General features: G+C 69.4%; 25 protein-coding genes. 17 read left to right on the top strand and 8 right to left on the bottom strand.

Going from position 1 to position 25,988, the window contains the following annotated elements:
* Nucleotides 1-18: 18 nt before the first annotated feature.
* From C9E82_RS11300 to C9E82_RS11270, 8 genes are all read left to right on the top strand, one after another.
* The gene (locus tag C9E82_RS11300) at nucleotides 19-1,479 is read left to right on the top strand and encodes an MFS transporter (protein ID WP_119898749.1); all 1,461 of its coding nucleotides are present in this window, start codon (nucleotides 19-21) and stop codon (nucleotides 1,477-1,479) included.
* Nucleotides 1,480-1,686: 207 nt separating this feature from the next.
* Nucleotides 1,687-3,195 (top strand): ABC transporter substrate-binding protein, encoded by a 1,509-nt coding sequence (locus C9E82_RS11295; protein WP_119898748.1) that lies wholly within the window; start codon nucleotides 1,687-1,689, stop codon nucleotides 3,193-3,195.
* 66 nt (nucleotides 3,196-3,261) lie between these two features.
* The gene (locus C9E82_RS11290; RefSeq protein ID WP_119898747.1) at nucleotides 3,262-4,203 is read left to right on the top strand and encodes an ABC transporter permease; all 942 of its coding nucleotides are present in this window, start codon (nucleotides 3,262-3,264) and stop codon (nucleotides 4,201-4,203) included.
* Nucleotides 4,203-5,066, top strand: a complete 864-nt coding sequence (locus C9E82_RS24495; RefSeq protein WP_183154067.1) for an ABC transporter permease — start codon at nucleotides 4,203-4,205, stop codon at nucleotides 5,064-5,066. Before C9E82_RS11290 ends, C9E82_RS24495 begins: the two co-directional genes overlap by 1 nt.
* Entirely contained in the window at nucleotides 5,067-6,191 is a 1,125-nt protein-coding gene (locus C9E82_RS24490; protein ID WP_183154066.1) for an amidohydrolase family protein, read from the top strand.
* 4 nt (nucleotides 6,192-6,195) lie between these two features.
* Complete coding sequence (locus C9E82_RS11280) at nucleotides 6,196-7,221, top strand: ABC transporter ATP-binding protein (RefSeq protein WP_205962186.1); 1,026 nt, start codon at nucleotides 6,196-6,198, stop codon at nucleotides 7,219-7,221.
* Nucleotides 7,218-8,180, top strand: coding sequence for an ABC transporter ATP-binding protein (locus C9E82_RS11275; protein WP_119898746.1), 963 nt, complete (start codon nucleotides 7,218-7,220; stop codon nucleotides 8,178-8,180). Before C9E82_RS11280 ends, C9E82_RS11275 begins: the two co-directional genes overlap by 4 nt.
* Entirely contained in the window at nucleotides 8,170-8,676 is a 507-nt protein-coding gene (locus C9E82_RS11270) for a RidA family protein (protein ID WP_119898745.1), read from the top strand. Before C9E82_RS11275 ends, C9E82_RS11270 begins: the two co-directional genes overlap by 11 nt.
* Here C9E82_RS11270 and C9E82_RS11265 read toward each other — a convergent pair.
* The gene (locus C9E82_RS11265) at nucleotides 8,664-9,491 is read right to left on the bottom strand and encodes an IclR family transcriptional regulator (protein WP_119898744.1); all 828 of its coding nucleotides are present in this window, start codon (nucleotides 9,489-9,491) and stop codon (nucleotides 8,664-8,666) included. The two genes, C9E82_RS11270 and C9E82_RS11265, sit on opposite strands and share 13 nt — an antisense overlap.
* Before the next feature lie 70 nt (nucleotides 9,492-9,561).
* On the opposite strand from C9E82_RS11265, the gene C9E82_RS11260 reads away from it, so the two are divergent.
* From C9E82_RS11260 to proX, 4 genes are all read left to right on the top strand, one after another.
* On the top strand, nucleotides 9,562-10,788 hold the full coding sequence (locus tag C9E82_RS11260; RefSeq protein WP_119898743.1) for an aminotransferase class V-fold PLP-dependent enzyme: 1,227 nt from the start codon (nucleotides 9,562-9,564) through the stop codon (nucleotides 10,786-10,788).
* Between the two features lie 237 nt (nucleotides 10,789-11,025).
* Complete coding sequence (locus C9E82_RS11255) at nucleotides 11,026-12,273, top strand: quaternary amine ABC transporter ATP-binding protein (RefSeq protein ID WP_119898742.1); 1,248 nt, start codon at nucleotides 11,026-11,028, stop codon at nucleotides 12,271-12,273.
* Nucleotides 12,257-13,189 (top strand): ABC transporter permease, encoded by a 933-nt coding sequence (locus C9E82_RS11250; protein WP_119898741.1) that lies wholly within the window; start codon nucleotides 12,257-12,259, stop codon nucleotides 13,187-13,189. The genes C9E82_RS11255 and C9E82_RS11250 overlap by 17 nt, the downstream gene beginning before the upstream one ends.
* A 69-nt stretch (nucleotides 13,190-13,258) precedes the next feature.
* Nucleotides 13,259-14,299: a glycine betaine/L-proline ABC transporter substrate-binding protein ProX gene (gene proX / locus C9E82_RS11245; protein WP_205962185.1), complete on the top strand. Its 1,041-nt coding sequence runs from the start codon at nucleotides 13,259-13,261 to the stop codon at nucleotides 14,297-14,299.
* A gap of 68 nt (nucleotides 14,300-14,367) precedes the next feature.
* Here proX and C9E82_RS11240 read toward each other — a convergent pair whose 3' ends face one another.
* Nucleotides 14,368-14,592 (bottom strand): hypothetical protein, encoded by a 225-nt coding sequence (locus C9E82_RS11240; protein ID WP_119898761.1) that lies wholly within the window; start codon nucleotides 14,590-14,592, stop codon nucleotides 14,368-14,370.
* A 134-nt stretch (nucleotides 14,593-14,726) separates the two neighbouring features.
* Between C9E82_RS11240 and C9E82_RS11235 the strand changes: the two genes are divergently transcribed.
* Genes C9E82_RS11235 through C9E82_RS11220 form a run of 4 tightly spaced genes read left to right on the top strand, consistent with a single transcriptional unit; the run spans nucleotide 14,727 to nucleotide 19,281 of the window.
* The gene (locus tag C9E82_RS11235; RefSeq protein WP_119898740.1) at nucleotides 14,727-15,179 is read left to right on the top strand and encodes a c-type cytochrome; all 453 of its coding nucleotides are present in this window, start codon (nucleotides 14,727-14,729) and stop codon (nucleotides 15,177-15,179) included.
* A 10-nt stretch (nucleotides 15,180-15,189) separates the two neighbouring features.
* A complete protein-coding gene (locus C9E82_RS11230) occupies nucleotides 15,190-16,560 on the top strand; it encodes a cbb3-type cytochrome c oxidase subunit I (RefSeq protein WP_119898739.1) in 1,371 nt (456 codons plus the stop codon).
* Nucleotides 16,561-16,565: 5 nt separating this feature from the next.
* On the top strand, nucleotides 16,566-17,363 hold the full coding sequence (locus C9E82_RS11225; RefSeq protein WP_119898738.1) for a CbbQ/NirQ/NorQ/GpvN family protein: 798 nt from the start codon (nucleotides 16,566-16,568) through the stop codon (nucleotides 17,361-17,363).
* Nucleotides 17,364-17,367: 4 nt separating this feature from the next.
* Complete coding sequence (locus C9E82_RS11220; RefSeq protein ID WP_119898737.1) at nucleotides 17,368-19,281, top strand: nitric oxide reductase activation protein NorD; 1,914 nt, start codon at nucleotides 17,368-17,370, stop codon at nucleotides 19,279-19,281.
* 14 nt (nucleotides 19,282-19,295) lie between these two features.
* Here the strand turns inward: C9E82_RS11220 and C9E82_RS11215 are convergent, their stop codons facing one another.
* From C9E82_RS11215 to C9E82_RS11190, 6 genes are all read right to left on the bottom strand, one after another.
* Complete coding sequence (locus C9E82_RS11215) at nucleotides 19,296-20,012, bottom strand: Crp/Fnr family transcriptional regulator (protein WP_119898736.1); 717 nt, start codon at nucleotides 20,010-20,012, stop codon at nucleotides 19,296-19,298.
* A gap of 67 nt (nucleotides 20,013-20,079) precedes the next feature.
* Complete coding sequence (locus C9E82_RS11210; RefSeq protein ID WP_119898760.1) at nucleotides 20,080-20,526, bottom strand: pseudoazurin; 447 nt, start codon at nucleotides 20,524-20,526, stop codon at nucleotides 20,080-20,082.
* A gap of 101 nt (nucleotides 20,527-20,627) precedes the next feature.
* Entirely contained in the window at nucleotides 20,628-21,320 is a 693-nt protein-coding gene (locus C9E82_RS11205) for a Crp/Fnr family transcriptional regulator (protein WP_119898735.1), read from the bottom strand.
* Between the two features lie 99 nt (nucleotides 21,321-21,419).
* On the bottom strand, nucleotides 21,420-21,719 hold the full coding sequence (locus C9E82_RS11200; protein WP_119898734.1) for a metal-sulfur cluster assembly factor: 300 nt from the start codon (nucleotides 21,717-21,719) through the stop codon (nucleotides 21,420-21,422).
* Complete coding sequence (locus C9E82_RS11195; protein WP_244936016.1) at nucleotides 21,716-22,246, bottom strand: DUF2249 domain-containing protein; 531 nt, start codon at nucleotides 22,244-22,246, stop codon at nucleotides 21,716-21,718. The genes C9E82_RS11200 and C9E82_RS11195 overlap by 4 nt, the downstream gene beginning before the upstream one ends.
* Nucleotides 22,243-23,568 carry a hypothetical protein gene (locus tag C9E82_RS11190; protein WP_119900902.1) on the bottom strand — a complete coding sequence of 442 codons (1,326 nt, stop codon included), beginning with the start codon at nucleotides 23,566-23,568 and terminating at the stop codon, nucleotides 22,243-22,245. Before C9E82_RS11190 ends, C9E82_RS11195 begins: the two co-directional genes overlap by 4 nt.
* Before the next feature lie 210 nt (nucleotides 23,569-23,778).
* Here C9E82_RS11190 and C9E82_RS11185 point away from each other — a divergent pair, with 210 nt between their 5' ends.
* Nucleotides 23,779-25,977, top strand: a complete 2,199-nt coding sequence (locus C9E82_RS11185; protein ID WP_119900903.1) for a NosR/NirI family protein — start codon at nucleotides 23,779-23,781, stop codon at nucleotides 25,975-25,977.
* The last annotated feature ends 11 nt before the right edge of the window (nucleotides 25,978-25,988 follow it).

The following is a 25,988-nucleotide window of genomic DNA, read 5'->3' as shown; positions in this document are numbered from 1 at the left end:
ATTCGACGGACGAGCCGAATGACGGATATCCCCCCGCCGCCGCAGCCAGGGCCGGCCGCGAGCCCGCCCGGACGGCTGATTTCCCTGCTTGTCGCGGCGGTCTTCTTCGTCCAGCTGCTGGACAGCACCATCATCGCCACCTCGCTGCCGCTGATCGCGGCGGATTTCGGCACCGATGCGGTCGCGATGGGCTCGGCCTTCACGGTCTACCTGCTGTGCATGGCGGCCTTCATCCCCGCCGCCGGCTCGCTGTCGGAACGGTTCGGCGCCCGCAACCTGCTGGTCTGGGCGGTGGCGGGCTTTGCGCTGTCCTCGCTGGCGGCGGGGCTGGCGCAGTCCTTTCCCGGCTTCATCGCGGCGCGCGCGGCGCAGGGCGCATCGGCGGCGCTGATGGCGCCGGTCGGGCGGATCCTGGTCCTGCAGCACACGCCCCGGTCGGGGATCGTGCAGGCCGTGGCCACGATCACCTGGCCCGCGTTGTTCGCGCCGGTGCTGGGGCCGGTGGTCGGCGGCTGGATCAGCACGCATCTGGGCTGGCAGTGGAACTTCTTCATCAACCTGCCGCTGTGCCTGGTCGCCATCCTGCTGTTCCTGCGGCTTGCCCCGAACCGCCCTTCGGGCAGCGTGTCGCGCTTCGACCTGCGCGGCTTCCTGCTGACCTCGGGGGCGATCGTGCTGCTGCTGTCGGGCTTCGAGGCCTTCATCGCCGGCTTTGGCGCGCTGCCGGCGGCGGTCCTGCTGGGGCTTGGCCTGCTGGCGGGGATCGCCGCGCTTGCGCATCTGCGCCGCAGCCCGGCGCCGCTGTTCGACTTGGGCGTGCTGGCCGTTCCCGCCTTCCGCCTGACCACGCTGGGGCCGGGAACGCTGTGCCGGATCTCGATCAATGCCAGCCCGTTCCTGCTGCCATTGCTGTTCCAGCTTGGCTTCGGGCTATCGGCGGTCGAGGCCGGGTCGCTGCTGCTGGTCTATTTCCTTGGCAACCTGGCAATGAAAAGCGTGACCACGCCGGTGCTGCGGCGCTTCGGCTATCGCCGGGTGCTGGTCTGGAACGGGCTGGCCGCGGGACTGGCGGTGGCGGGTTTCGCGGCGGTTCCGGCGGATGCCGGGCGGGCCGGGCTGTGGGTCCTGCTGTTCCTTGCCGGGCTGGTGCGCTCGATGCAGTTCACCGCCCTTGCGACGCTGTCGGTCGCCGAGATCGAGGATCACCAGCGCCCCGCCGCCATGACGCTGAGCGCGATGAGCCAGCAGGTGGCGATGGTTCTGGCGGTGGCCTGTTCGGTCGCGGTGATCCGGCTGTCGCAGCAGGTCTCGGGCCATTTCCCCGAGGCCGGGATCGGCGACCTGCGGATCGCGCTGCTGGTCCTGGGCGCGACCGGGGCGCTGGCCGCGCTGCGCTTCCTTGCGCTGCACCCCGATGCCGGGGGCGAGGCCTCCGGAAATGTCGGCAGGCGCCGGCGCCGCGCGGAGACCACCGCCTGACGCAAGGCGGCAAGGCGCCCGGCCGCAATCCGCAGAACGTTTCGACCTGATCGCCCGGCAAGCCCGAGGGCCACGCAGCCCTGTCGGGAAGGGCCCGCATATCTCGATATGACATAATAATAGAAGATAGTTGACTCTTATGAAGGGCGCCCTTTTACTCGTTGTTGCGGACTATACAACATTATAAGAGAATACAGGGAGCCTCAGATGACATTCCGTGCCACCTGCCGGGCCAGCGCCGCCGTGATCGCACTCTGCGCCGGCGGGCCGCTTGCCGCACAAGGGACCGTCGACGTCGCCATCATCGGCGATCCCGACACCTTCGACCCGATGCTGTCGACCAAGGATGTCGTCAGCATCGTCACCCAGCATGTCGTGGAGACGCTGTATACCTTCGACGAGGGCTGGGCCGTCGTGCCGCTGCTGGCCGCCGACATGCCGGCGATCAGCGAGGACGGCACCACCTATACCATCCCGCTGCGCGAGGGCGTCGGCTTCCATGACGGCTCGACCATGGACAGCGCCGATGTCGTGGCCTCGCTGGAACGCTGGAAGGACGTCGCCAGCCGCGGCATCGCCATTGCCGACAATATCGTGCGGATCGAGGCGACCGGGCCCCATGAGGTCGCGATCACGCTGGACGAGCCCTATGCGCCGCTTCTGTCGCTGCTGGCCTTCTCGAATTCGGCGGCGGCGATCTATCCCGAGGAGATCATCGCCCCCGAGATCGACCAGGTGGTCGGCACCGGCCCCTACAGGTTGCAGGCGCATGAGCCCGACCAGTATGTCCAGCTTGTCCGCTTCGAGGATTATGCGAAGCCCGGCACCGAGGCGGGCGAGCGCAACCAGACCCCCGACGAGATCCGCTTCGTGCCGGTGCCCGACACCAATACGCGGATCGAGGGGCTGCTGTCGGGCCAGTTCGACTATGCCGACAGCCTGTCCACCGAGGCTTACGACCGCATCGCGGCCTCGGACGTGGCCGAGCCGGTGCTGCTGGAGGCCTTCGGCTGGCCGGTATTCGCGGTCAATCACAAGAAGGGGCTGATGACGGACCCCAACATCCGCCGCGCCGTGCAGGCCGCGCTGCCCTATGACGACATGCTGTTCGCGGCCTTCGGGGATGAGAAGTTCTTCCAGACCGACGGCGCGCTCTATCCCGAGGGCTGGGCCTGGCACAGCGATGCGGGGACCGAGCTTTACAACCTGAACGACCCCGAAAAGGCGGCCGAATACCTGGAACAGGCCGGCTATGACGGCCAGCCGCTGCGCATCCTGACCTCGCGGCAATACGAGTTCCATTACCAGATGGCCGAGGTCGCGCGGATGGCGCTGGAAATGGCCGGGTTCAGCGTGCAGCTGGACGTGGTGGACTGGGCGACGCTGGCGCAGAACCGCGACAATCCCGACCTGTGGGACATCCACATCACCCATTCGCCCTTCCTGCCGGAACCCGCCCTGACCTCGTCGCTGTTCTCCACCGCCCGCGAGGGCTGGGACGACCCGGCAAAGAACGAGATCCTGGACCGTTTCACCGCCGAGACCGACCCCGAGGCGCGCCAGGCCATCTATGCCGAATTGCAGCAGCGCGTCTTCGAGGATGTCGGCATGATCAAGATCGGCAATTTCAACGCGCTGCAGGGCAAGGCGCGGGGGCTGGAGGGCGTCCATCCCTCGCCCTGGCCGGCCTTCTGGAACGCCCACCGGGCCGAGTGATCCCCAAGACGGACCCGGCCGCCCCGCGGCGGCCGGGACGGATGTCGCAACGCATCGAGCAGGCCCATGCGCAGCTATCTTCTTCGCCGTCTCGTCGGCATGATCGTCGTCATCTTCCTGGTCCTGACCATCGCCTTCGTGCTGGTCCGGCTGGCGCCAGGCGATCCGGCCTCGCTGATGCTGGGACCGGATGCCAGCCCCGACGAGGTCGCGGCGCTGCGCGGCCGGCTGGGGCTGGACCGGCCGATCCTGGTCCAATACGCGACCTTCCTGGGCAATGCCCTGCAGGGCGACCTGGGGCGTTCGCTGTTCTTCAACCAGCCGGTGCTGACGGTCCTGGCGAACCGCGCGGAACCGACGATCTTCCTGGCGCTGTTCTCGCTGATGGTGGCGCTGGTCATCGCCACGCCGGTCGGCATCTGGGCCGCCTATCGGCGCGGATCCTTCCTGGACCAGGCGTCGATCACCTCGGCGATGCTGGCGGCCTCGGTGCCCAGTTTCCTGACCGGGCTGATCTTCCAGCGCTACCTGGCGACCGACCTGGGCTGGTTCCCCGCCTCGGGCTATGGCGGCGCGGGGGCGGATTTTGCCGAGCGGATGCGGCACCTGGTGCTGCCCTCGATCACCCTGGGCATCACCAATTCGGCGCTGATCCTGCGCTTCACCCGCGCCTCGATGCTGGACATCCTGGGCGAGGATTACGTTCGCACCGCCCGCGCCAAGGGCATGACCGAGCGGCGCGTGGTGCTGCGCCACGCGCTGAAGAATGCCGGGATCCCGATCATCACGGTGATCGGCCTGACCTTCGCGCTGCTGGTCTCGGGCGCGGTGGTGACCGAACGGGTCTTCAACCTGCCGGGCATGGGCAACCTGGTGGTCAACGCGGTGCTGCGCCGCGACTATCCGGTGATCCAGGGCACGCTGATCGTGGTCGCGGGCCTTTACGTGCTGGTGAACCTTGCGACCGATCTTCTCTATCTGGTCGTCGACAAGAGGGTGAGATACTGATGTCCGGCCCCGCTTCCGCCGCCGTCGCGGCCCCCGGTTTCCGCAAGCTGCTGTTCCAGCGCCCCTCCAGCGTCGTCGCGCTGGCGGTGTTCCTGGCGATCATCGCGGCCTGTTTCCTGCTGCCCGCCCTGGGCGTGACCGAGATCGGCGGGATGTCGGTCCGCAACCGGCTGATCGCGCCGGGGGGCGACCACCTGCTGGGCACCGACGCCTTCGGGCGCGACCTTCTGGGCCGGCTGCTGGTCGCCGGGCAGGTGTCCCTGGGCATCGGGCTGGGGGTGGCGCTGCTGTCCTCGGCCGCGGGCATCCTGATCGGGCTGGTCGCGGGCTTCTTCCGGCGGCTGGACACGCCGCTGTCGCGGCTGATCGACGCGCTGATGGCCTTTCCCGACATCCTGCTGGCCCTGTCGCTGGTGGCGATCTTCGGCGGCTCGATGACGAACGTGATCCTTGCGCTGTCGATCGTCTATACGCCGCGCATCGCCCGGATCGTGCGCGCCTCGACGCTGGTCATCCGCGAGCTGCCCTATGTCGAGGCCGCCCGCGCGCTTGGCACGCGCACGCCGACGATCATGGTCACGCATGTGCTGCGCAACATCCTGTCGCCGATCCTGGTCCAGGCCACCTTCATCTTCGCCTATGCCATGCTGGCCGAGGCGGGCCTGTCCTTCCTGGGCGTCGGCGTCGATCCCCGGACCCCCACCTGGGGCATCATGGTGAACGAGGGGCGGCAATATATCGACAACGCCTTCTTCCTGATCCTCTTTCCCGGCCTCGCCATCGCGATCTCGGTCCTGTCCTTGCAGATCGTCGGGGACGGGCTGCGCGACGCGCTGGACCCGAAACTTGCCAAGGAGACCTGAATGCCGCTGACACTGACGAATTTCAAACCCGTCGGCTTCGACGGCGCCCCGGACCGGATCTTCGTCGATGCGGCCGGCCGGGTGGCGGCCGGGCCGGTCGAGGGCGCCGAGCTGCTGGACCTGAAGGGGGCGTGGCTGTCGCCCGGCTGGTGCGACCTGCATGTGCATGTCTGGCATGGCGGCACCGACATCTCGATCCGCGCCTGGGAAGCCGGCCGGCCCACCGGCGTCACCGCCATGGCCGATGCCGGATCGGCCGGAGAGGCCAGCTTTCACGGGCTGCGCGAATATGTCATCGAACCCGCCAGCGAGACGATCCGGGCCTTCCTGAACATCGGCTCGATCGGCCTTGTCGCCTGCAACCGGGTGCCGGAACTGACCGACTGGCGCTCGATCGACATCGACCGCACGCTGGCCGTGATCGAGGCGAACCGCGACGTGATCTGCGGCATCAAGGTCCGCGCCTCGGGCGTGATCGTGGGCAGCTGGGGCATCACGCCCGCCAAGATCGCCAAGCGCGTGGCCGAGATGGTCGACCTGCCGCTGATGGTCCATGTGGGCGAGCCGCCCCCGCTGATCGACGAGGTGTTCGACATCCTGACGCCCGGCGACATCGTCACCCATTGCTTCAACGGCAAGCCGGCGGGCTCGATCCGCGATACCGAGGCGCTGTTCCGCCAGGCCAGCGAACTGGCCGGGCGCGGCATCCTGATGGATATCGGCCATGGCGGCGCCTCGTTCAATTTCCAGACCGCGCGCGCCTCGATCGCCGACGGGCTGCGGCCCTTCTCGATCTCGACCGACCTGCACCGGAACTCGATGGACAGCCCGGTCCAGGACATGGCGACCACCATGTCCAAGCTGCTGGCCGTGGGCCTGCCCTTCGAGGATTGCGTCCGCGCCGCGACCACCGCGCCGCGTTCGGTCCTGGGCCTGTCGGGCGGGGACGGGCTGGCGCCGGGAATGCGCGCGGATTTCACCGCCTTCGATCTGCAGGACGCGGCCATCGAGGTCATGGACAGCCAGGCCAACCGGATGGTGCTGGCGCAGGTGTTCGAGCCGCGCCTGACGGTGCTGGGCGACGATGCCCGGCCCGCCGCGCGCCGCCTGCCGCCGGGGAGGTGACGCCATGACGGGGCATCGGGAGGCAATGCGGACGCCCGGCGACACCATCCTGTCGGTCGAGGGTCTCAGCGTCGGTTTCGGCCGCGGCACGGCCAGGGTCGCGGCCCTGCGCGACGTCAGCTTCACGCTCGGCCGGGGGCGGACGCTGGCGCTGGTCGGCGAAAGCGGCTCGGGCAAGTCGGTCACGTCGCTGGCGCTGATGGGGCTGCTGCCGCCCTCGGGGCGGATCCTGTCGGGACGGCTGGATTTCCGCACCCCCGACGGGAGGGTCACGGATCTGGCGCGGCTGGACGGCGCCGGGTTCCGGGCGCTGCGCGGCCCCGGCATCTCGATGATCTTCCAGGAGCCGATGTCCTCGCTGAACCCGCTGTTCACCATCGGCGACCAGATCGGCGAGATGCTGCTGCTGCACCAGGATCTGCGCGCGGCCGAACGGCGCCGGCGGGTGATCGAGATGCTGGAGCTGGTCGAGATCCCCGGCGCGGCGGCCCGCGTCGACGCCTATCCGCACGAGCTGTCCGGCGGGATGCGCCAGCGGGTGATGATCGCCATGGGGCTGATCTGCCGCCCGGCGCTGCTGATCGCGGACGAGCCGACGACGGCGCTGGACGTGACCATCCAGGCGCAGATCCTGGACCTGATGCGGCGGCTTCAGAAGGAGTTGGGCATGTCGATCCTGTTCATCACCCATGACATGGGCGTGGTCGCCGAGATGGCCGACGATGTGGCGGTCATGTATGCCGGCGCCGTGGTCGAGCAGGCCGGCGTGCTGGACCTGTTCGACCGCACGCGCCACCCCTATACGCGGGGCCTGCTGGCCTCGATCCCGCGCGAGGGGCTGGGGCCGGACGACCGGCTGGTGCCGATCCCCGGCTCGGTTCCGCCGCTGAGCGCGCTGCCGCCGGGCTGCGCCTTCGCGCCGCGCTGTCCCCATGCCCGCCCGGCCTGCCGCGAACCCGTATCGCTGGAACCCAAGGCGCCCGGCCACCTGTCGGCCTGCATCTTCGACTTCGCCGGAGAGGCCGCATGACCGGGCCCCTTTTGCAGGTGCGCAACCTGACCAAGCGTTTTCATACCCCCGCGGGCACGGTCCACGCGGTCGAGGATGTCAGCTTCGACATCCCGCGCGGCTCGATCATGGGGCTGGTGGGCGAAAGCGGCTCCGGCAAGACCACGCTCGGCCGCGCGCTGTTGCGCCTGATCCAGCCGACCAGCGGCCAGATCCGCTTCGACGGCACCGACATTGCCGCGCTTGGCGCCGAGGAGATGCGGCAGATGCGGCGGCGCATGCAGATCATCTTTCAGGACCCGATGTCGTCGCTGAACCCGCGGCTGAAGGTCGGCGACCTGATCGCCGAGGGGCTGCGCGCCTTCGGCATCGGCAGCCGCACGGATCGCCGCGACCGGGTGGCCGCGCTGCTGGAAGAGGTCGGCCTCAGCGCCGATCACATGAACCGCTGGCCGCATGCCTTTTCCGGCGGCCAGCGCCAGCGCATCGGCATCGCCCGCGCCCTGGCGCTGGAGCCGGAATTCATCGTCGCCGATGAAAGCGTCTCGGCGCTGGACGTGTCGATCCAGGCGCAGGTGCTGAACCTGCTGCTGGAACTGCGCGACCGGCGCAACCTGACGATGCTGTTCATCGCCCATGACCTGTCGGTGGTGAACTATCTCTGCGACCGGGTGGCGGTCCTGTATCTGGGTCGGATGATGGAGATCGGGCCGACCGACAGGGTGCATCGCGCCTCGGCCCATCCCTATACGCGGGCGCTGACCTCGGCCATTCCGCAGCCCGATCCGCGCGCCGCGCGCAACCGGCAGCTGCTGCAGGGCGACATTCCCAGCCCGCTGGCCCCGCCCTCGGGCTGCGTCTTCCGCACCCGCTGCCCCCATGCCGCGCCCGGATGCGAGGCCGGCGCGCCTCAGGCCCGGACGATTTCCGCCCATCACCAAAGCTATTGCAAGCGAACCGAGGAACTTTATGGACACTGAGCCTTTGGCGATCACCCCCGAAACCCGCCTGGCCGCCCTGGGCATCGACCTGCCCGCGGCCGCGCCGTCCCCGATCGGATCGTTCCGCAATGTCCGCCGGGCGGGCAACATGATCTATGTGTCGGGGCAGGGGCCGGTGCGCGCGGACGGCACGCTGATCCGCGGCAAGGTCGGCAGCGAGATCAGCGCCGAGGAGGCGCGCGAACATGCGCGGCTGGTGGCGCTGAACATCCTGACCGCGCTGCGCGACAGCCTTGGCTCTCTGGACCGCGTGGCGGGGGTGGTGAAGCTTCTGGGCATGGTCAATGCCGAACCCGATTTCGAGCGCCACCCCTATGTCATCGACGGCGCCTCGAACCTGCTGGCCCAGGTCTTCGGCGAGGCGGGGGCGCATGCGCGCTCGGCCTTCGGGGTGGGGTCGCTGCCCAACCGCATCTCGGTCGAGATCGAGGCGATCTTCGAGATGGCCGGCCCAGCTGCGGATCAGTCCCGGTGATGCAGCCCCAGCGCCCTTTCCACCGTCCGCGCCGCCGCGCGCACTTCGCGCGAGACGAGGTCGAACTTGTCGGCGACGCGATGCTTCGGCATGACCACCGACAGGGTCAGCTGGCAGGCGCCGTCCTGTCCGCGGATCGGGGCGGCGATGCAGGCGACCTGGTCCTCGGAGGTGTCGATCTGCACCGACAGCCCTTCCAGGAAATCGGCGCGCGACATCTCGGCCAGCCGGGCCGGGTCGGTCTCGGCCAGGCCGGTATTCGAGGGGCGCGCGCAATCGCGAAACACCGCCAGCCGCATCTCGTCGGGCAGATGCCCGACCAGCAGCCGCCCCGAGGCGGTCCAGTTCAGCGGCACCCGCGTGCCCACGTCCGAGGTCACGCGGAACGGCCCGGTCGAGCCCTCGGCCATCGCCACGACCTGCATCATGCCCTCGTCGCGGGCGCAGATCTGCACCATCTCGCCGACCCGCTCGTTCAGCGCGAACATGGCGCGCTCGGCCTCGCTGAAGGCGCTCATCCGGGCGCGATAGGCCAGGCCATAGCGCATCAGCCGCGGCCCCAGCCAGACGCGGCCGTCGCCGCTGCGCGACAGCATGCTGCGGTCGCTCAGCTCGTCGATCAGCTTGTAGACCGTCGAGGGCGGCGCGCCCGTCACCTTGGCCAGCTCGTAGGCGGTCATCGGCTGGTGCCGTTCGGTCAGGATGTCCAGGATCTGCAGCGTTCGGTCGATGCCGCTGGTGCGCGACCGCCGCGCGGCCGCCCCGGTTTCCGCCAATGCCGTCCCGACGACGTCCCCGATCGCTTCTTCGCTCATCGCGCCTTCCACCGTTTTGGTGGAGATTACGCAGTTATGGAACCAAGCACAAGAACTGAAGGGCTTCCCCATGAATAGAAACACTGAATATCCGATCGACTGGTCATGGCATGATGCGCAGGGCTTCGGCCGGCTGGTCAATGTCTCGGGCACGATGACCTCCCTGGGCGGCTCGATCGCCACGGAACGCGTCGCGCGGGCGACCGCTGCCGCGATGCCGCGCTTCGCCCGCATTCACGAGATGCAGGCCCGCGCCTCCGAGGTGATCGCCCGGCTGACCGGGGCCGAGGCGGGGTTCCTGACGGCCTCGGCCAGCGCCGGGATCACCCTGGCGGTGGCGGGCTGCATCACCGGCATGGACCCAGCCCGCGCCGAGGCCCTGCCCATGGATCCCGGCCCGCGCCGGCATGTGGCGGTGCAGATGGGGCATCTGTGCGAATACGGCGCGCCGGTGTCGCAGGCCATCGCGCTGGCGGGGGCCGGGGTGCGGATCGTCGGGCAGTCCACGCTGGCCAAGGATTACCAGCTAGAGGCCGCGCTGGACGAAACCTGCGCCGCCGCGCTGTATGTGGTGTCCCATCACGTCGTCGATTACGGGATGATCCCGCTGGAGACCTTCATCGAGATCGCCCATGCCCGCGGCGTTCCGGTGATCGTCGATGCGGCGTCGGAATACGACCTGACCGGGCTTCTGGCGCGCGGCGCGGACATCGCCATCTATTCGGGCCACAAGTTCCTGGGCGGGCCGACCTCGGGCATCGTCGCGGGGGCGCGGGACTTGGTCCGCGCGGCCTATCTGCAGAATATCGGCATCGGCCGGGGCATGAAGATCGGCAAGGAAAGCATCGCGGGCGCCATCGCGGCGATGGAGCAATGGATGGAGCGCGACCACGAGGCCGTCCGAGCCGAGGAAACCCGCGCCTTGCAGATGTGGCAGGCGGCGATCGCGGACCTGCCGGGCATCACCCCGATCCGCATCCCCGACCCGACCGGCAATCCGCTGGAACGGTTGCAGGTCTGGATCGATCCCGGCGTCGCGGGCGCCTCGGCCGCGCAATTCGCCGAAGCCTTCGGGCGCAACGATCCGCCGTTGGTCATCCGCGGCCACGAGGTCGAGAAGGGCTATCTGCAGCTGGATCCCTGCAACCTGATGCAGGGCCAGGCGGAACTGGTGCGCGACGCCCTGGTCAAGGTGCTGTCCGACGGTGCGGCGGCGGCGGCGCGCATCGATCCGCGCGCGGCACTGGCTGCCGCGCGCAATGGCGGCACGCAGGCCTATCTGGACTGGCCGGGCTGACCGGCGGCCGAAGGGCAGGCGCGGCGGGTCGGATCCGCCGCCCGATGCTATTGTTTTCCGGCGGCTTTGACTCTAGCCTCGGGGGATAGGCAGGTTTCGGGGCGCCTATCCTGGAGCGTCCCGCCCTCGGGGATCGCGACGGTTTCCGTTCGGGGCGCGCCGGTATCGGCGCGGGGCCTTCATTCACGCGCGGCCGGCATCCGCCGGCTTGCTATCCGGGTCTGAAGACGGAGCCTCATGCAGACGAAGCTGTCGGTCAGTCACCTGTTCAAGATTTTCGGGGGCAATATCTCGGCGACATTGCAATTGCTGCGCGAGGGCAAGAGCAAGCAGGAGATCCTTGCCGCCACCGGGGCGACGGTCGGCGTGCAGGACGCCTCGTTCCAGGTGGAAGAGGGCGAGATCTTCGTGGTCATGGGCCTGTCCGGCTCGGGGAAATCGACGCTGGTGCGGATGCTGAACGGGCTGATCACGCCCTCGGCCGGCCAGATCCTGATCGATGGCGAGGATGTCGCGCAGGCCGACAAGGCCGCGCTGCGGCGGATCCGGCGGCAGAAGATCTCGATGATCTTCCAGCATTTCGCGCTGTTTCCGCATTGGACGGTCGCCGACAATGTTGCCTATGGGCTGAAGGTGCGCGGCGTGCCCCCGGCGCAGCGCCGCGCCCGCGCGCTGGAGGTGCTGGAACAGGTCGGGCTGGCGCCCTGGGCGGACAGCCTGCCCTCGGACCTGTCGGGGGGGATGCAGCAGCGCGTCGGCCTGGCGCGCGGGCTGGCGGCCGAACCCGACATCCTGCTGATGGACGAGCCCTTCGGCGCCCTGGACCCGCTGATCCGGCGCGAGATGCAGATGGAGCTGCTGAACCTGCAGAAGACGCTGAAGAAGACCATCGTCTTCATCACCCACGACCTGAACGAGGCGCTGCTGCTGGGCGGCCGCATCGCCATCATGAAGGACGGCCGCATCGTCCAGACCGGCACCGCGCAGGAAATCGTCACCGCGCCCGCCGACGACTATGTCGCCGCCTTCGTCGCCGATATCGACCGCGGGCGGGTGTTCACCGCCGACGATGTCTGCAGCGCGCCGGTGACGATCCCGCTGCAGGGCACCAGCGTGCGTGACGCGCTGCGCATCATGGAACAGGGCGGCGCCCATGCGCTTTACGTCATGGAGGGCGAGCGCGTGGCGGGCGTCGTCACCTATCGCGACCTCGCCGCCTCGGAGCTGGAGGGCGGTGCGGCGCCCACCACCCTGCAACAGGCGATGATCACCGAATTCCCCACGGCCAGCGCCGGGACCAGCCTGCATGACCTCTATGGTCCGGCCGGGGCGGGGCTGCCGATCGCGGTGACGGACGATCGCGACCGGCTGCTGGCCGTGGTCCAGCCGGGCGACGTGCTGGCCCACCTGTCCGGCGATGCCGCCCCCGCCGATGCCGCCGCCCCCGCGCCCATCACGGAGGAGACCGATGATCAGCCCCGCTGACCTTGCAACCCTGCCCTTCGACGATTGGGTCAATGCCTTCGTGCGCGGCTGGCTGGTGCCGAACTTCCGCCCGACCTTCCGCGCCGCGCAGGTGCCGATCAGCACGGTGCTGGGCTGGCTGGACACGTTCTTCCGCTTCGTCCCGATGATCGTGATGACCGCCGCCTTCGCCGCCGCCGCCTGGAAGACGGCCGGGCGCGGCATGGCGATCTTCACCCTGCTGGGCTTTGCCTTCATCGACATGATCGGGCTGTGGAACGACACCATGACGACGCTGGCGATGATCGTCACCTCGGTCCTGTTCTGCGCGGTGATGGGCATTCCCGCCGGGATCCTGGCGGCCCGCTCGGACACGGTCTGGCGGATCATGCGGCCGGTCCTGGACATCATGCAGACGATCCCGTCCTTCGTCTACCTGGTGCCCATCGTCATGCTGTTCGGCGTCGGCATGGCGCCGGGGATCATCGCGACCATCGTCTTCGCGCTGCCCCCGGTCGTGCGGCTGACCAACCTGGGCATCCGCAACGTGCGCGGCGACCTGATCGAGGCGGCCGAGGCCTTCGGCTCGACCGGCTGGCAGATGCTGTGGGACCTGCAGCTGCCGCTGGCGCTGCGCACGATCATGGCCGGGCTGAACCAGACGCTGATGCTGGCGCTGTCGATGGTGGTCATCGCCGCGCTGATCGGCGCGGGCGGGCTGGGGCTGGTGGTGAATACCGGGCTGGGGCGGCTGGATGTCGGCGGCGCGACCGCGGGCGGCGTGGGCATCGTCATCCTGGCCATCGTCCTGGACCGGATCACCCAGGGCCTGGCCGAGCGCACCAATGTCGGCAAGCTGTCGCTGGGCCAGGCGCTTGCGAACCTCTTTCGGCTGCGCGGCAGCTCTGCCGCCGCCGAAACCAAGAAGGCAGGTTGAACCTGTCCGTCTCACCGGGCGGGCCTTCCGGCCCGTCCATCCGGAATTCAGCACATGGAGGAGACCAGGATGATGTTCCGTCTCGGAAGAACCCTTACCGCCCTTGGCACGATCGCCATGATCTCGGGCGCCGTGATGGCGGGCGCCCCGGCCGCGATGGCGCAGGACCAGCCCGGCGCGGGCAAGACCGTCACCATGGCCCAGCCGACCTGGGATACCGGCTGGTTCCACACCGAAATCTATCGCCAGCTGCTGGCCGAACTGGGCTATGACATGGCTCCCACCATGACGCTGGACAATCCGGCCTTCTACGAATCCGTCGCCTACGGTGACGTGACAATGTGGGTGGACGGCTGGTTCCCGCTGCACAACACCTATCGCCCGGCCTTCGAATCCGGGGCCGAGATCGTCGGCGCGGTGGCGCGCGGCGGCGCGCTGGAGGGCTATCTGGTCGACAAGGCCACGGCCGAGCGGCTGGAGATCACCTCGCTGGCCGATTTCCAGCGCGACGACGTGAAAGAGGCCTTCGACCGCGACGGCGACGGCAAGGCAGATCTGGTGGCCTGTCCGCCCGGCTGGGGCTGCGAGGTCAATATCGAGCATCACCTGGACGCCTACGAGCTGCGCGACCATGTGAACCCGATCAAGGCGGGCTATGCGGCCTCGATGGCGGATGCGGTCGCGGCCTATCAGGGCGGCGATTCGATCTTCTTCTATACCTGGACGCCGAACTGGACGGTGAACGAGCTGGTCCCCGGCGAGGACGTGGTCTGGATCGAGGTGCCCGAGGTCGACCTGCCCGGCGACCTGATGGAACTGGCCGATGCCGCCACCCGCGAAGGGGTCGAGGGCTGCGTGAACGATCCCTGCCGGCTGGGCTTCCCGGCCAATGACATCGTGCCGGTGGTCAACAGCGAGTTCCTGAACGACAATCCGGCCGTGCGCGCGCTGCTGGAAGCGGCCGAGATCCCGCTGACCGACATCTTCGCCCAGAACGCCGCCATGAATGCCGGCGATACCGATATCGAGGCGCAGGCCGCGGCATGGATCGCCGACAATCGCGAGGCCGTGGACGGCTGGCTGGAACAGGCGCGGGCGGCGGCCGAATAGGCCCCGAACCGATCCGCGACAAGGCAGGGGCGGCGGGAAACCGTCGCCCCTTGCCGTGCAGGGACAGCCTATGATGCCGCCTCGTCCAGCAGGCCGCGCACCCAGCGCGCGGCGGCCCAGGTGGCGGGCAGGCCAAGCGGCAGGGCGGCGATCAGCGCCGGGACCGGCGCGATGGCGGGGCCTCCGGCATAGCGCACCAGCAGCCCCAGCAGGAACAGGTTGATCGCCACCGCCGCCGCCACGAAGACATAGAGCAGCAGCGCAAGCTTCCAGACCGGCCAACCCTGCCGCATCGCCCATTCCCTTCCCATCCGATGCCGCAGCATGGCGCGCCGAAAATCCGCCATCCTTGACTTTCGTTAAGGCGGCGGCGGGGCTTCGGGGCCAGACCCTTGGGGACAGCCACTTGCCACAAGGGTCATCCGCCATGCGCGAAGTTCTGACCAAGAGCAGGGCCCGGAACATCTTCTACGGCGGGTCCCTGTTCTTCATCCTCGTCTTCGTTGCCCTGTTCGCACATGGGCACTGGTATATCGTGAACGTCTCGACCGACCGCGCGGGCCTGACCGACAGCGTCGCGCGCGGCAAGCATGTCTGGGAAGCCAAGGCCTGCGTGAACTGTCATTCGATCCTGGGCGAGGGCGCCTATTTCGCCCCCGAGCTGGGCAATGTCATGGTCCGCTGGGGCGTGCAGGACGATCCCGACACCGCCTTCGAGGTGCTGAAGGGCTGGATGGAGGCGCAGCCCACCGGCATCGAGGGCCGCCGCCAGATGCCGCAATTCCACCTGGAGGACGCGGACATGCGCGCCCTGTCGGATTTCCTGATCTGGACAAGCCGCATCAACACGCAGGGCTGGCCGCCCAATGACGCCGGCTGAGGAGAGAACCATGAAATACGCATCTCAACGCGTCGCGCTGGCCTATATCTACGTGGCGCTGGGACTGTTCGCCGTGCAGGTCTCGATGGGGCTGGTCCTGGGCTATATCTATGTCCAGCCGAATTTCCTGTCCGAGATCCTGCCCTTCAGCGTCGCGCGGATGCTGCACACCAATTCGCTGATCGTCTGGCTGCTGACCGGCTTCTTCGGTGCCGCCTATTTCCTGATCCCCGAAGAGGCCGAGCGCGAGATCCATTCGGTGCCGCTGGCCTATGTGCAATTGGCGATCCTGGTGGTCGGCACGCTTGGCGTCGTGGTCACCTATCTGTTCAACCTGTTCGAGGGCAATTTCCTGCTGGGCCGGCAGGGCCGCGAATTCCTGGAACAGCCCACCTGGGTCAAGATCGGCATCGTCGTGGCGGCGCTGATCTTCCTGTGGAACGTCTCGATGACGGTGCTGAAGGGGCGCAAGACCACGATCTCGACCGTGCTGCTGATCGGGCTGTGGGGGCTGGCGCTGCTGTTCCTGTTCGCCTTCTACAACCCGCCGAACCTGGCGCTGGACAAGCAATACTGGTGGAACGTCGTCCATCTGTGGGTCGAGGGCGTGTGGGAACTGATCATGGCCTCGATCCTGGGCTATCTGATGCTGAAGCTGACCGGCGTCGACCGCGAGGTGGTCGAGAAATGGCTCTATGTCATCGTCGCCACGGCGCTGTTTTCCGGCATCCTGGGCACCGGGCACCACTATTACTGGATCGGCCTGCCGGCCTATTGGCAATGGATCGGCTCGATCTTCTCGACCTTCGAGGTGGTGCCGTTCTTCGCCATGATGGCCTTCGCCTTCGTGATGGTCTGGAAGGGGCGGCGCAACCATCCGAACAAGGCGGCGCTGCTGTGGTCGCTTGGCTGCGCGGTGCTGGCCTTCTTCGGCGCCGGGGTCTGGGGCTTCCTGCACACGCTGCACGGGGTGAACTATTACACCCACGGCACGCAGGTCACGGCGGCGCATGGGCACCTGGCCTTCTACGGCGCCTATGTCTGCCTGAACCTGGCGTTGTTCACCTATGCCCTGCCGATCCTGAAGGGGCGCGATCCCTATAACCAGGTGCTGAACATGGCGGCCTTCTGGCTGATGTCCTCGGGGATGGTCTTCATGACCTTCGTGCTGACCTTCGCGGGCACCATCCAGACCCATCTGCAGCGCGTCATGGGCATGTATTACATGGAGGTGCAGGACGAGATCGTGCTGTTCTACTGGATGCGCCTCGGCTCGGGCGTGGCGGTGGTGCTGGGGGCGCTGCTCTTCATCTATGCCGCGCTGGTCCCGCGCCGAGAGGTGATCGCCCCCGGCCCGGCGATCCGCGCGCCGGCGGAGTGACGGCCATGGACGGACAAGCCTTCGGCCATGACGCCCCATTCTACCTGCCGCAGGGCGACGAATGCGACATCTTCGCCGCCGCTCATGCCAGCCACCTGCCGCTGTTGCTGAAAGGCCCGACCGGCTGCGGCAAGACCCGCTTCGTGGCCCATATGGCGGCCCGCATCGGCCGGCCGCTTCATACGGTGGCCTGCCATGACGACCTGTCCGCCGCCGACCTGATCGGCCGCTATCTGCTGAAGGGCGGCGAAACCGTCTGGGTCGACGGGCCGCTGACCCGCGCCGTGCGCGAGGGCGCGATCTGCTATCTGGACGAGGTGGTCGAGGCCCGCAAGGACGTTGCCGTCGTGCTGCACCCCCTGACCGACGACCGCCGCATCCTGCCCATCGACCGCACCGGAGAAGAGCTTCATGCCGGCCCCGGCTTCATGCTGGTCGCCAGCTACAACCCCGGCTATCAGAACATCCTGAAGACGCTGAAGCCCTCGACCCGGCAGCGGTTCCTGTCGGTCGACCTGGGCTTCCCCGCCCCGGCGCATGAGGTGCCGGTGGTGATGCGCGAAAGCGGGATCGACGAAAGCCGCGCGACGCTGCTGGTGCGGATCGCGGGCAAGCTGCGGGCGCTGAAGGGACAGGACCTGGAGGAAGGGGTCTCGACCCGGCTGGTGGTCTATGCGGCGGTGCTGATCGCGGGCGGCATGGGCTTCGACCGGGCGGTGCGCATCGCCATGATCGAGCCCCTGACCGACGATCCCGAGATCCGCGCGGGCCTGCTGGACCTGGTCGCGGCGCTGGCGGGCTAGCACCATGGCCGAGCTTGCCCCATGGGAGCCCGAGGAAACCGTCGGCAAGATCTGGCACGGGCTGGCCAGCCGCTTCGACCCGCCCGCCCGCTTTCCCGAGGCCGGGGTGGCCTTCGACGCGATGCGCCCGCGCATCGGGCTGATGTTTCGCGGGCTTGGCGGCGATCCGGCGGTAGAGTTGAAACCCGTCGCCGATCAGGAAAGCCGCCACCGGCTGTCCTTCCTGCGCCGCCTGGCCACGCCCGCCGAACGCATCGCCCGCGCCGCTTTCGACGGCGAGGCGCTGCGCCTGCCCGCGCAACTGGCCGTCTTTCCCGATCCCGCGCTGAACGGGGACCTCTATCTGTGGCTGGCGGCCACGGCGGCCCATGCCCCCGACCGGCACCCGGAGGCCGATCCCTTCCGCGCCGACCTGGCCGATATCGCGGCGGGCCGGGCGATGATCCGCGCCACGCTGGCCGCCGCGCCGGGGCTGGCGTCGCTGTGGCGGCGGCTTGCCTCGGCCCATCTGGCGCTGCGCCGGCGGCCCCGCCTGCCGGGCACCGAGGCGCAGGTCGAGGCGCTGATCCGCCACCTGCTGGGCGATCCCGGTGCCGCCGATCCGGCGCTGGTCCGCGCGCTGGACCATATCCCCGACCATTGGCGCGCGCCGCGCGGCTATCGCGCCGCGCTGCCGGTGCCGCTGTGGCCGGATCTGCGCGGGCCGGCTGCGTCCTTCGCCACGGAAGTCGCGAACATCGCAACCGACGGCACCCCCGAGGAAGGCACCGATGCCGCGATGCGGCGGGCGCGGCGGATGCGGGCCGATCAGGTCGAGCGCAAGGACAGCCTGATCCTCTACAAGTTCGAGGCGATGCTGTCCTGGGCCGAGGCGCTGAACGTCAATCGCCGGGTCGAGGACGACGACACCGAGAATGCCCGCAAGGCCGCCGAAGACCACGAGGAGATCGCGCTTGGCCAGATCTCGAAGGCGCCGGCGACGAAGCTAAAGCTGCATCTGGACCTTGCCCCCGAGGACGTGGACCGCGAACGGATCGCGGGCGCCTTCACCTATCCCGAATGGGACTCGCGCCGCCGCACATGGCTGCCCGATCATTGCCGGGTGCTGGCCGCCCCGGTCGCGGCCCCGCCCGGCGCGCCCGGCCTCGATCCCGCCGCCCGCCGACGCATCCGCGCCGTGCGCCGCCAGTTCGAGGCTTTGCGCCCGGCCCGCGTGATCCGCCACGCCCAGCCCGACGGCGACGAGCTGGACCTCGATGCCACGCTGCGCGCGCTGACCGATCTGCGCGCCATGGGCCAGGGCAGCCACCGGATCTGGCGGCAGGCGCGGCACGAACAGCGCGACCTGGCGGTCTCGATCCTGCTGGACGTGTCGCGGTCCACCGAATCCGCCGTCACCGGCCGCCCGGTGATCGAGATCGCCCGCGAGGCGCTGACCGCGCTGGCCTGGGGCCTGCATGCCTGCGGCGACCGCTTCGCCATCGACGGCTTTTCCTCGCTGCGCCGCGACCGGGTCTGGATCCATGGCTGCAAGCGCTTCGACGAGCCGATGGGCGCCGCCGTCGAGGGCCGCATCCACGCGCTGCGCCCCGGCTTCTATACCCGGCTTGGCGCGGCGATGCGCCATGCCTCGGCCGGGCTGGCGGAACAGGCGCGGGCGCGGCGGCTGCTGCTGGTCATCACCGACGGCAAGCCCAATGACCTGGACCATTACGAGGGCCGCCACGGGATCGAGGACAGCGCCATGGCCGTGCGCGAGGCGCGGCGGGCGGGCCATGCGGTCCATGGCATCACCATCGACCAAGGCGGCCAGGTCTGGTTCCCGCGCATCTTCGGGCAGGGCGGATTTTCGGTGATCCGCGACCCGGACCGGCTGACCGCCGCGCTGCCCGACATCTATCGCCACCTGGTGGCGTGATGCGGCCTTTCGGCTTACGGCGTGCGCGCCCAGGCATCCGCCGGATCGGCATGGGCCAGCCGGCGCAGCGCCCCGACCGAGGCGATGGTCGCGCTGGCCTGCTGCACGCGCACGCCATGGTCGCGCAGCCGGGCGAAGGCGCGGCTGAGGCTTTCGGGCTTCATGCCCAGCCGCCCGGCGATCAGCACCTTGTCATAGGGCAGGGTGACGGTGGCGCTTTCGGCCCCCGGCGGGCACAGGTCCAGCAGGAATTCGGCCACGCGCTGCGACCCCGACCGGGCCTTCAGCTGCTCGATCTGCTCGACCAGGCCCTGCAGATGCAGCAGGGTCGCCGACAGGATCGAGATCGCCGCCTCGGGCCGGTCGGCCAGATGGGCAAGGATCGCCGCGCCGGGCAGGGCGATCAGCGTGGCCTCGGTCACCGCCTCGGCCGAGACCGGATAGGCGGCGCGGCGCAGGGCGATGGGTTCGCCGAAGCTCTGCCCGCGGGTCATCACGCCGACCACCGCCTCGGTGCCGTTGGGCGTCAGGCGGTAAAGCTTCACCCAGCCCTCAGCCACGATATGGATCGCCGAGGCGGCATCGCCCTGGCGGAAGACCGCGTCGCCGCGCATATGGCGGCTGATGCGGGCGCGGTCCAGCAGCGCGGCGCGCAGGTCCTCGGGCATGGTGGCCAGCAGGCGCGACCGGCAGGCGATGCTGCGCTGCAGCGGGTTGAGGGCTGCGGACATCGGGATGGGCCTTTCGGGAAGAGGAGAGGGGGACGGCGCCGGGAACGGCCGCCGCCCCGATCGCGCCTCAGTTCACCTGGGCGATCGCCTCGTCCAGCCGCTCGCGCGCCTTCTTCGGCAGCTTCACGGTCTGGGCGGTTTCCAGATCGAACGGACCTTCGCCCACCTGGATCAGCGCCACCATGCCCATGCCCAGATGCGGCGTGCATTTCACGCCATAGAGCCCGGCCTCGGTCACGGTCAGGTCGAAGGCGTCGTTGATCCGGCTTTTGAAGACCTCGACGCCCTCGGGCAGGATTTCCTTGATCGACTCGACATTGTGGCTCTTGTCGGTGGGCAGGAAGCGGATCACGTCGCCCGGCTCGGCGCGGATGAAGGCGGGTTCGAAGACCATGGGGCCGGCCTCGCCGCGGTTCAGCATCTGCACCTCATGCTCGGCGGCCAGCGCGGGCAGGGCGGCAAGGCCGGTCAGGGCGGCCATGGCGGTGGCGAGGAAGAAGTTTCGGGGGGTCATCATGCGCTCCTTTTGACGGGGCCATCGGGGCCCCGGTGGCGCCTGTCTATCCCGTCGCGGCGCCCGGCAATTTGCGCGATGTCAAACAGCCGCCGCGAATTTCACGATTCGGGATCGGCAATTTGTCGCAGCCCCGGCGCATCGATCAGGGTCAGCCGCTGGCGGCCGCCGCGGACCAGCCCCCGGCCCTCCCATCCCGACATGATCCGCGAGACGGTATGCAGCGTGGTGCCGGTCATCTCGGCGATGTCCTGGCGCGAGATCGGGAAATCGATGCGCACCCCTTCGCCCTCGGGCCGCCCGGCCTGCTGGGCAAGGCGCAGCACGGCATGGGCGACGCGGCGCTCGACCTCTTCGGTGGACATCTCGCGCAGGCGGGTATGGGCCTCGTCCAGGCGCTGGCCGATGGTCTGCATCGCGTTGATGGCCAGGCGGGGATTGGTCTCGACCAGCGCGTCCCAGTCGGACATGGGCCAGCCGATCACCAGGCTGTCCACCGCCGCGCGGGCGGTGCCGGGATAGTCGGGGCGGTTCAGCGCGCGGGCGAAGCCGAACAGATCGCCCGGATGGACCACGCGCACCATGACCTGCTGGCCGTCCGCCGTGACCTGCGTGACCTTCAGCCGCCCTTCCAGCAGCAGATAGAAGCTGGAGGCCTTGCCGCCCTGTTCGAAGACCGAGGCGCCGCGCGGGATGCGCCGCGTCGTCGCGCGGGCCGTCAGCCGGGACAGCACGGGCCCGTCCAGCTGCCGGAACAGCGGCAGTTTCTGCAGCAGGGTGATGTCGACCGCCACGCGGAAGCCTCTTGATGTTGCCGCCCCCTTGATGCCCGCGAATGCCGGGGTTTGGAAGGGCCAAGCGGCCGCGCATCGGCAACCGCCCGCCGCCCCGGCCTAGAGCCCGATGCCCGCGCCGATCCGCGCCGGGGTCCAGGGCGGGTCCCAGGTCAGGCGGACCTCGGCCCGCGCGATTCCCGGCAGCCCGGCCAACGCGGCCTCGGCGCCCGCGCGCAGCAATTCGGCCATGGGGCAGCCGCGGATCGTCGTGGTCATGGTCACGCGGAGCAGATCGCCCTCCAGCTCGACGGCATAGATCATGCCCATCGCCACCAGGTCGTGGCCGGTCTCGGGGTCGATGACCGTGGCCAGCGCCGCCCGGACCTCGGCCAGCCTGTCCGGTGCGGCGCCGGTCATTCCGTATCCCCGCATCGCACCAGCAGCCGGTAGCTGGCGCCGTCAGAGGTGTGGTTGCCGGCCCATTCATGGCCCCGCTGGGTCAGTTCGGGAAACAGCAGCAGCGGCTCGCGGTCCAGCAGCGCGAACAGCACCTGGCCCGGCGCCATCCCCGCCAGCGCATCGAGGATGCGCAGCATCGGCTGGGGCGGGGTCAGGCCGGTCAGGTCCAGCGACTGCAGCGGATCGGGCCAGAACATCGCTTCGGGGGCGCTGCCGGGGGCCAGGCCGGGCTCGGGCGGGGCAAGCGGCGCGGGGGTGAACAGCACCTCCCAGTCGCCATCCGGTCGCTGCGCGGGCGCGGCGGCAAATCCCATGCGCGCCATCACGCTGAACAGCGGCGTGGGCCGGAAGGGCGCGATCAGGCGCAGCGCGGTGCCGGGCGGCAGGGCCTTGACGGCGGCCATGATGGCGGCGAAGGGCTCCTCGCCCGCCGCCAGCATCGGGCGGACATCCAGTTCCCGGATCGGATCGGTGGTCATGTTCATGGCTGGGCCTTCGTCTGAGGGGGAAGGAAAAGCGGCGGCAGGGGGCCGGGATGCCGGCCGGGGGCCAGCCGTGCCAGCCTGCGAATCTGCCAGAGCAGGCGCAGAAGGCCAAGCGCGGCGATCAGCAGGCAGGCGATGGCGGCGCGGAACGCGGCGGGCTGACCCGCCAGCAGCGCCAGCGTTCCCAGCGCCGCCCCCGCCAACCACAGAAGCAGCCAGCGCCGCGCCGCCGGCTCATCGACCAGGTCCTGCACCAGCGGCAGGGGGCCGCGGCCGATGCGCGGGGCGAAGATCTGGATCCAGGTCAGGAAGCTGACGATCTTGACCATCTGCGCCAGCGTCAGCGTGGACAGCCAGCCGATCAGCGCGGCGAAGACCGCCGCCTCGGCCAGCGCGCCGCCCTGTCGGATGGCGAAGGGCGCCAGCCCGGCCGCCAGCGCCAGAAAGCACAGCGAGGGCCGGCTCATGCGCATGTTCACCTCGGGCCGCGGGCGGTTGCGGCTGCGCCACAGGCGCGACAGATCGGCCAGATACAGAAGCGCCACGGCAGCGGCGGCGGCCATCGCGGCCAGGGCGGGGGATGCCGCGCCCCCAGCCGCGCCTCGTGCCATGCCCAGGGCCAGCGCTGCGATCATCAGCAGGGCCAGCAGCGCGGTGGCGGGGCGCAGCGGCCCGGTGGGATCGGGTGCCAGCAGGAACATCGCGAACAGCCGATAGCTGACGCCCATGGCGGCCAGCCCCAGCCAGCCCGCCGCGCCGAGGGTGACATGGAAGGGCAGCAGGTCGGCGGGCAGGGTGAAACCACCGGCCCCGGCCAGCATCCGCGCCATGCCCGCGCCGCCAAGCCAGGCCAGCCCCAGCGCCACCAGCGCCAGGATCACCATGCGTCCGGTCGCATCCCGCCAGCCCCGCGCCGCGACCAGCGGGCCGGCGGCCAGCGTCATGACCAGCAGGAAGGCCAGCCCCAGCGGAAGCGGCGCGACAGCCAGCAGCGTCAGGCCGGGCGGCCAGCCCTCCAGCCCCAGGAAGCCCAGGGCCAGCAGACCCGCCCCCGGCCCGGTCAGCAGCAGCGCGGCCAGCGACAGTCCGGGCCACAGCAGCGGTCGCGCCAGAAGGACCGGCAGGAACTGGATCAGCGCGCCGATCATGGCCTGGCTCAGCCAGCCGATCGCCGCCAGGTGCAGCAGCGCCAGCCCGACGCCCCGCCGCCATTCGCCGGGCGCGGGCGCGGCGACCAATGCCAGCGCCAGCGCCAGCACAAGGCACAGCAGCGCACTGGCGAACCAGCTCAGCGTCCAGCGGGCAAGGTGCTTTCCGGGCATGGGATGCTCTCGTCGGTTTTCCCGAACATGTGGGCCGCGCCGCCTGCGGTCTTTGCGCCGGGACAAATTCCGCCGCCGGCGGATCGCGGAAAAGAAAACGCGCTTGTTTGTCGGGCCGCAAAGATCGCGCGGGGCGCGTCGGCCTAGACCGGGGCCATGACACGCCCTGGCCATCCCCGTCCGATCAGGACCCGCGCCGCCGCCCGGCCGATGCTTTGCTGGCTGCTGGCCGTCCTCGTGCTGCTGAGCGCCGCGTTGGCCACGCCGGTCGCGGCGCAGACGGTGCTGGAGACGCTGCTGCCCTCCGAGACGGCCGCGGATCTGGTCCCCGGCGCCGACGCCTTCGGCCCGATCCGCGAGGACCTGGCGGTGGCCCCGGTGCTGAAGGGCGCCGAGACCGTCGCCTGGGCCTTCGTGACCTCGGATTTCGTCGGCACGACCGGCTATTCCGGCAAGCCGATCCATACGCTGGTGGCGGTGGACAAGGATGCGCGGGTGGTCGGGGTGCGGCTGGTCAAGCATTCCGAGCCGATCGTGCTGATCGGCATCCCCGAGGCCCGGATGAAGGCGGTGGTCGAGGGTTACGCGGGCCTCGACCTGGTGGCCGAGGCGCGTTCGGGCGGGACCGGGCATGACGTGGACATCATCTCGGGCGCGACGGTGACGGTGATGGTGATCGACGATTCGATCATCCGTTCCGGCCTGCGGGTGGCCCGCGCGCTTGGCCTTGGCGGGCTGCGCCCCGAGATCGCCGATACCGGCCCGCAATTCGAGATCGACCCCGAGGCCGAAGCGCATGCCGACTGGATGGGAATGGAGGGCGACGGCACGCTGCGCCGCCTGTCGCTGGACGTGGGCCAGATCAACGCCGCCTTCGCCGCCCATCCCGACGCCCGCGCCGCCGCGCGCGCCCTGCGCCAGCCGCCCGAGACCACCTTCATCGAGATGCAGGCCGCGCTGGTCTCGGTGCCCGCCATCGGCCGGGCGCTGATGCACGCCGCCGATCACGCCAACCTGCAGGGCTGGCTGGCCGAGGGCGAACATGCGGTCGCGCTGATGGGGCGCGGGCTCTACAGCTTCAAGGGCTCGGGCTATGTGCGCGGCGGCATCTTCGACCGGATCGTGCTGATCCAGGACGATGTCTCGGTGCGGTTCCGCGACCGCGACCACCGCCGCCTGGGCGGGATCGGCGCCGATGGCGCGCCCGAATTCACCGAGATGGACCTGTTCCGCATCCCCGCCGATGCCGGTTTCGACCCGGCCAGGCCGTTCCGCATCCAGCTGCTGGTGCAGCGCGAGGTCGGGCCGATCGAGAAGGTCTTCCAGACCTTCGACCTGGGCTATCGGCTGCCGCCGCAATATCTGCGCGCCGTGGCCCCCGCCGCCCCGCCGGCCGAGGCCGTCGCCATCGCCGAGCGCGACGAAAGCGCCGCGCAATCGGAACTGTGGCGGCGGATCTGGGCCGATTCCACGCCGAAGATCGCCGGGCTGGCGGCGATGCTGGCGGTGCTGACCGGGGTGTTCTTCTTCCAGCATTTCGCGGTCAGGAACGAGCGCGCCTTCTATGCCTTCCGCATGGGCTTCCTGACGGTCACGCTGGTTTTCTTGGGCTGGTATGCGAATGCGCAGCTGTCGGTGGTGAACCTGATGGCGCTGTTCGGAAGCCTTGTGACCGGCTTCAGCTGGCAGGCCTTCCTGCTGGACCCGCTGACCTTCATCCTGTGGTTCGCCGTGGCCGCCGCGCTGCTGTTCTGGGGCCGGGGCGCCTATTGCGGCTGGCTGTGCCCCTTCGGCGCGCTGCAGGAACTGACCAACCAGATCGCCCGCAAGCTGCGGGTGCCGCAATGGACCCTGCCATGGGGCCTGCACGAGCGGTTGTGGCCGGTCAAGTACATGATCTTCCTGGGCCTCTTCGGCGTCTCGCTGATGAGCATCGAGAGGGCCGAGCATCTGGCCGAGGTCGAGCCCTTCAAGACCGCGATCATCCTGAACTTCGTCCGCGCCTGGCCCTTCGTGGCCTATGCGGCGGCGCTGCTGATCGCCGGGCTGTTCGTCGAACGGTTCTATTGCCGCTATCTGTGCCCGCTTGGCGCGGCCCTGGCGATCCCGGCGCGGATGCGGATGTTCGACTGGCTGAAGCGCTATCACGAATGCGGCAATCCCTGCCAGACCTGCGCGCACCAATGCCCGGTGCAGTCGATCCACCCGACCGGCGAGATCAACGCGAACGAATGCATCAACTGCCTGCATTGCCAGGTGCTGTATCAATCCGAGACCACCTGTCCGGTCGTCATCAGACAACTGAAACGGCGCGAAAAGGCCGCCGCAAGCCCGGCGCCAAAATTGGGCCCGAAACTGGGTCCGGTGCCCGCCGGCCATCCCAATGCCGCGCCGCGCATGAAGCATTAACCAAGAGGAGT

The sequence above is a fragment of the Paracoccus sigandri genome (genome assembly GCF_003709565.1).
In the GTDB taxonomy this organism is placed as follows: domain Bacteria; phylum Pseudomonadota; class Alphaproteobacteria; order Rhodobacterales; family Rhodobacteraceae; genus Paracoccus; species Paracoccus siganidrum.
The sequence above is the reverse complement of the archived record's forward strand: the minus strand, read 5'-3'. Positions and strand labels throughout refer to the sequence as shown.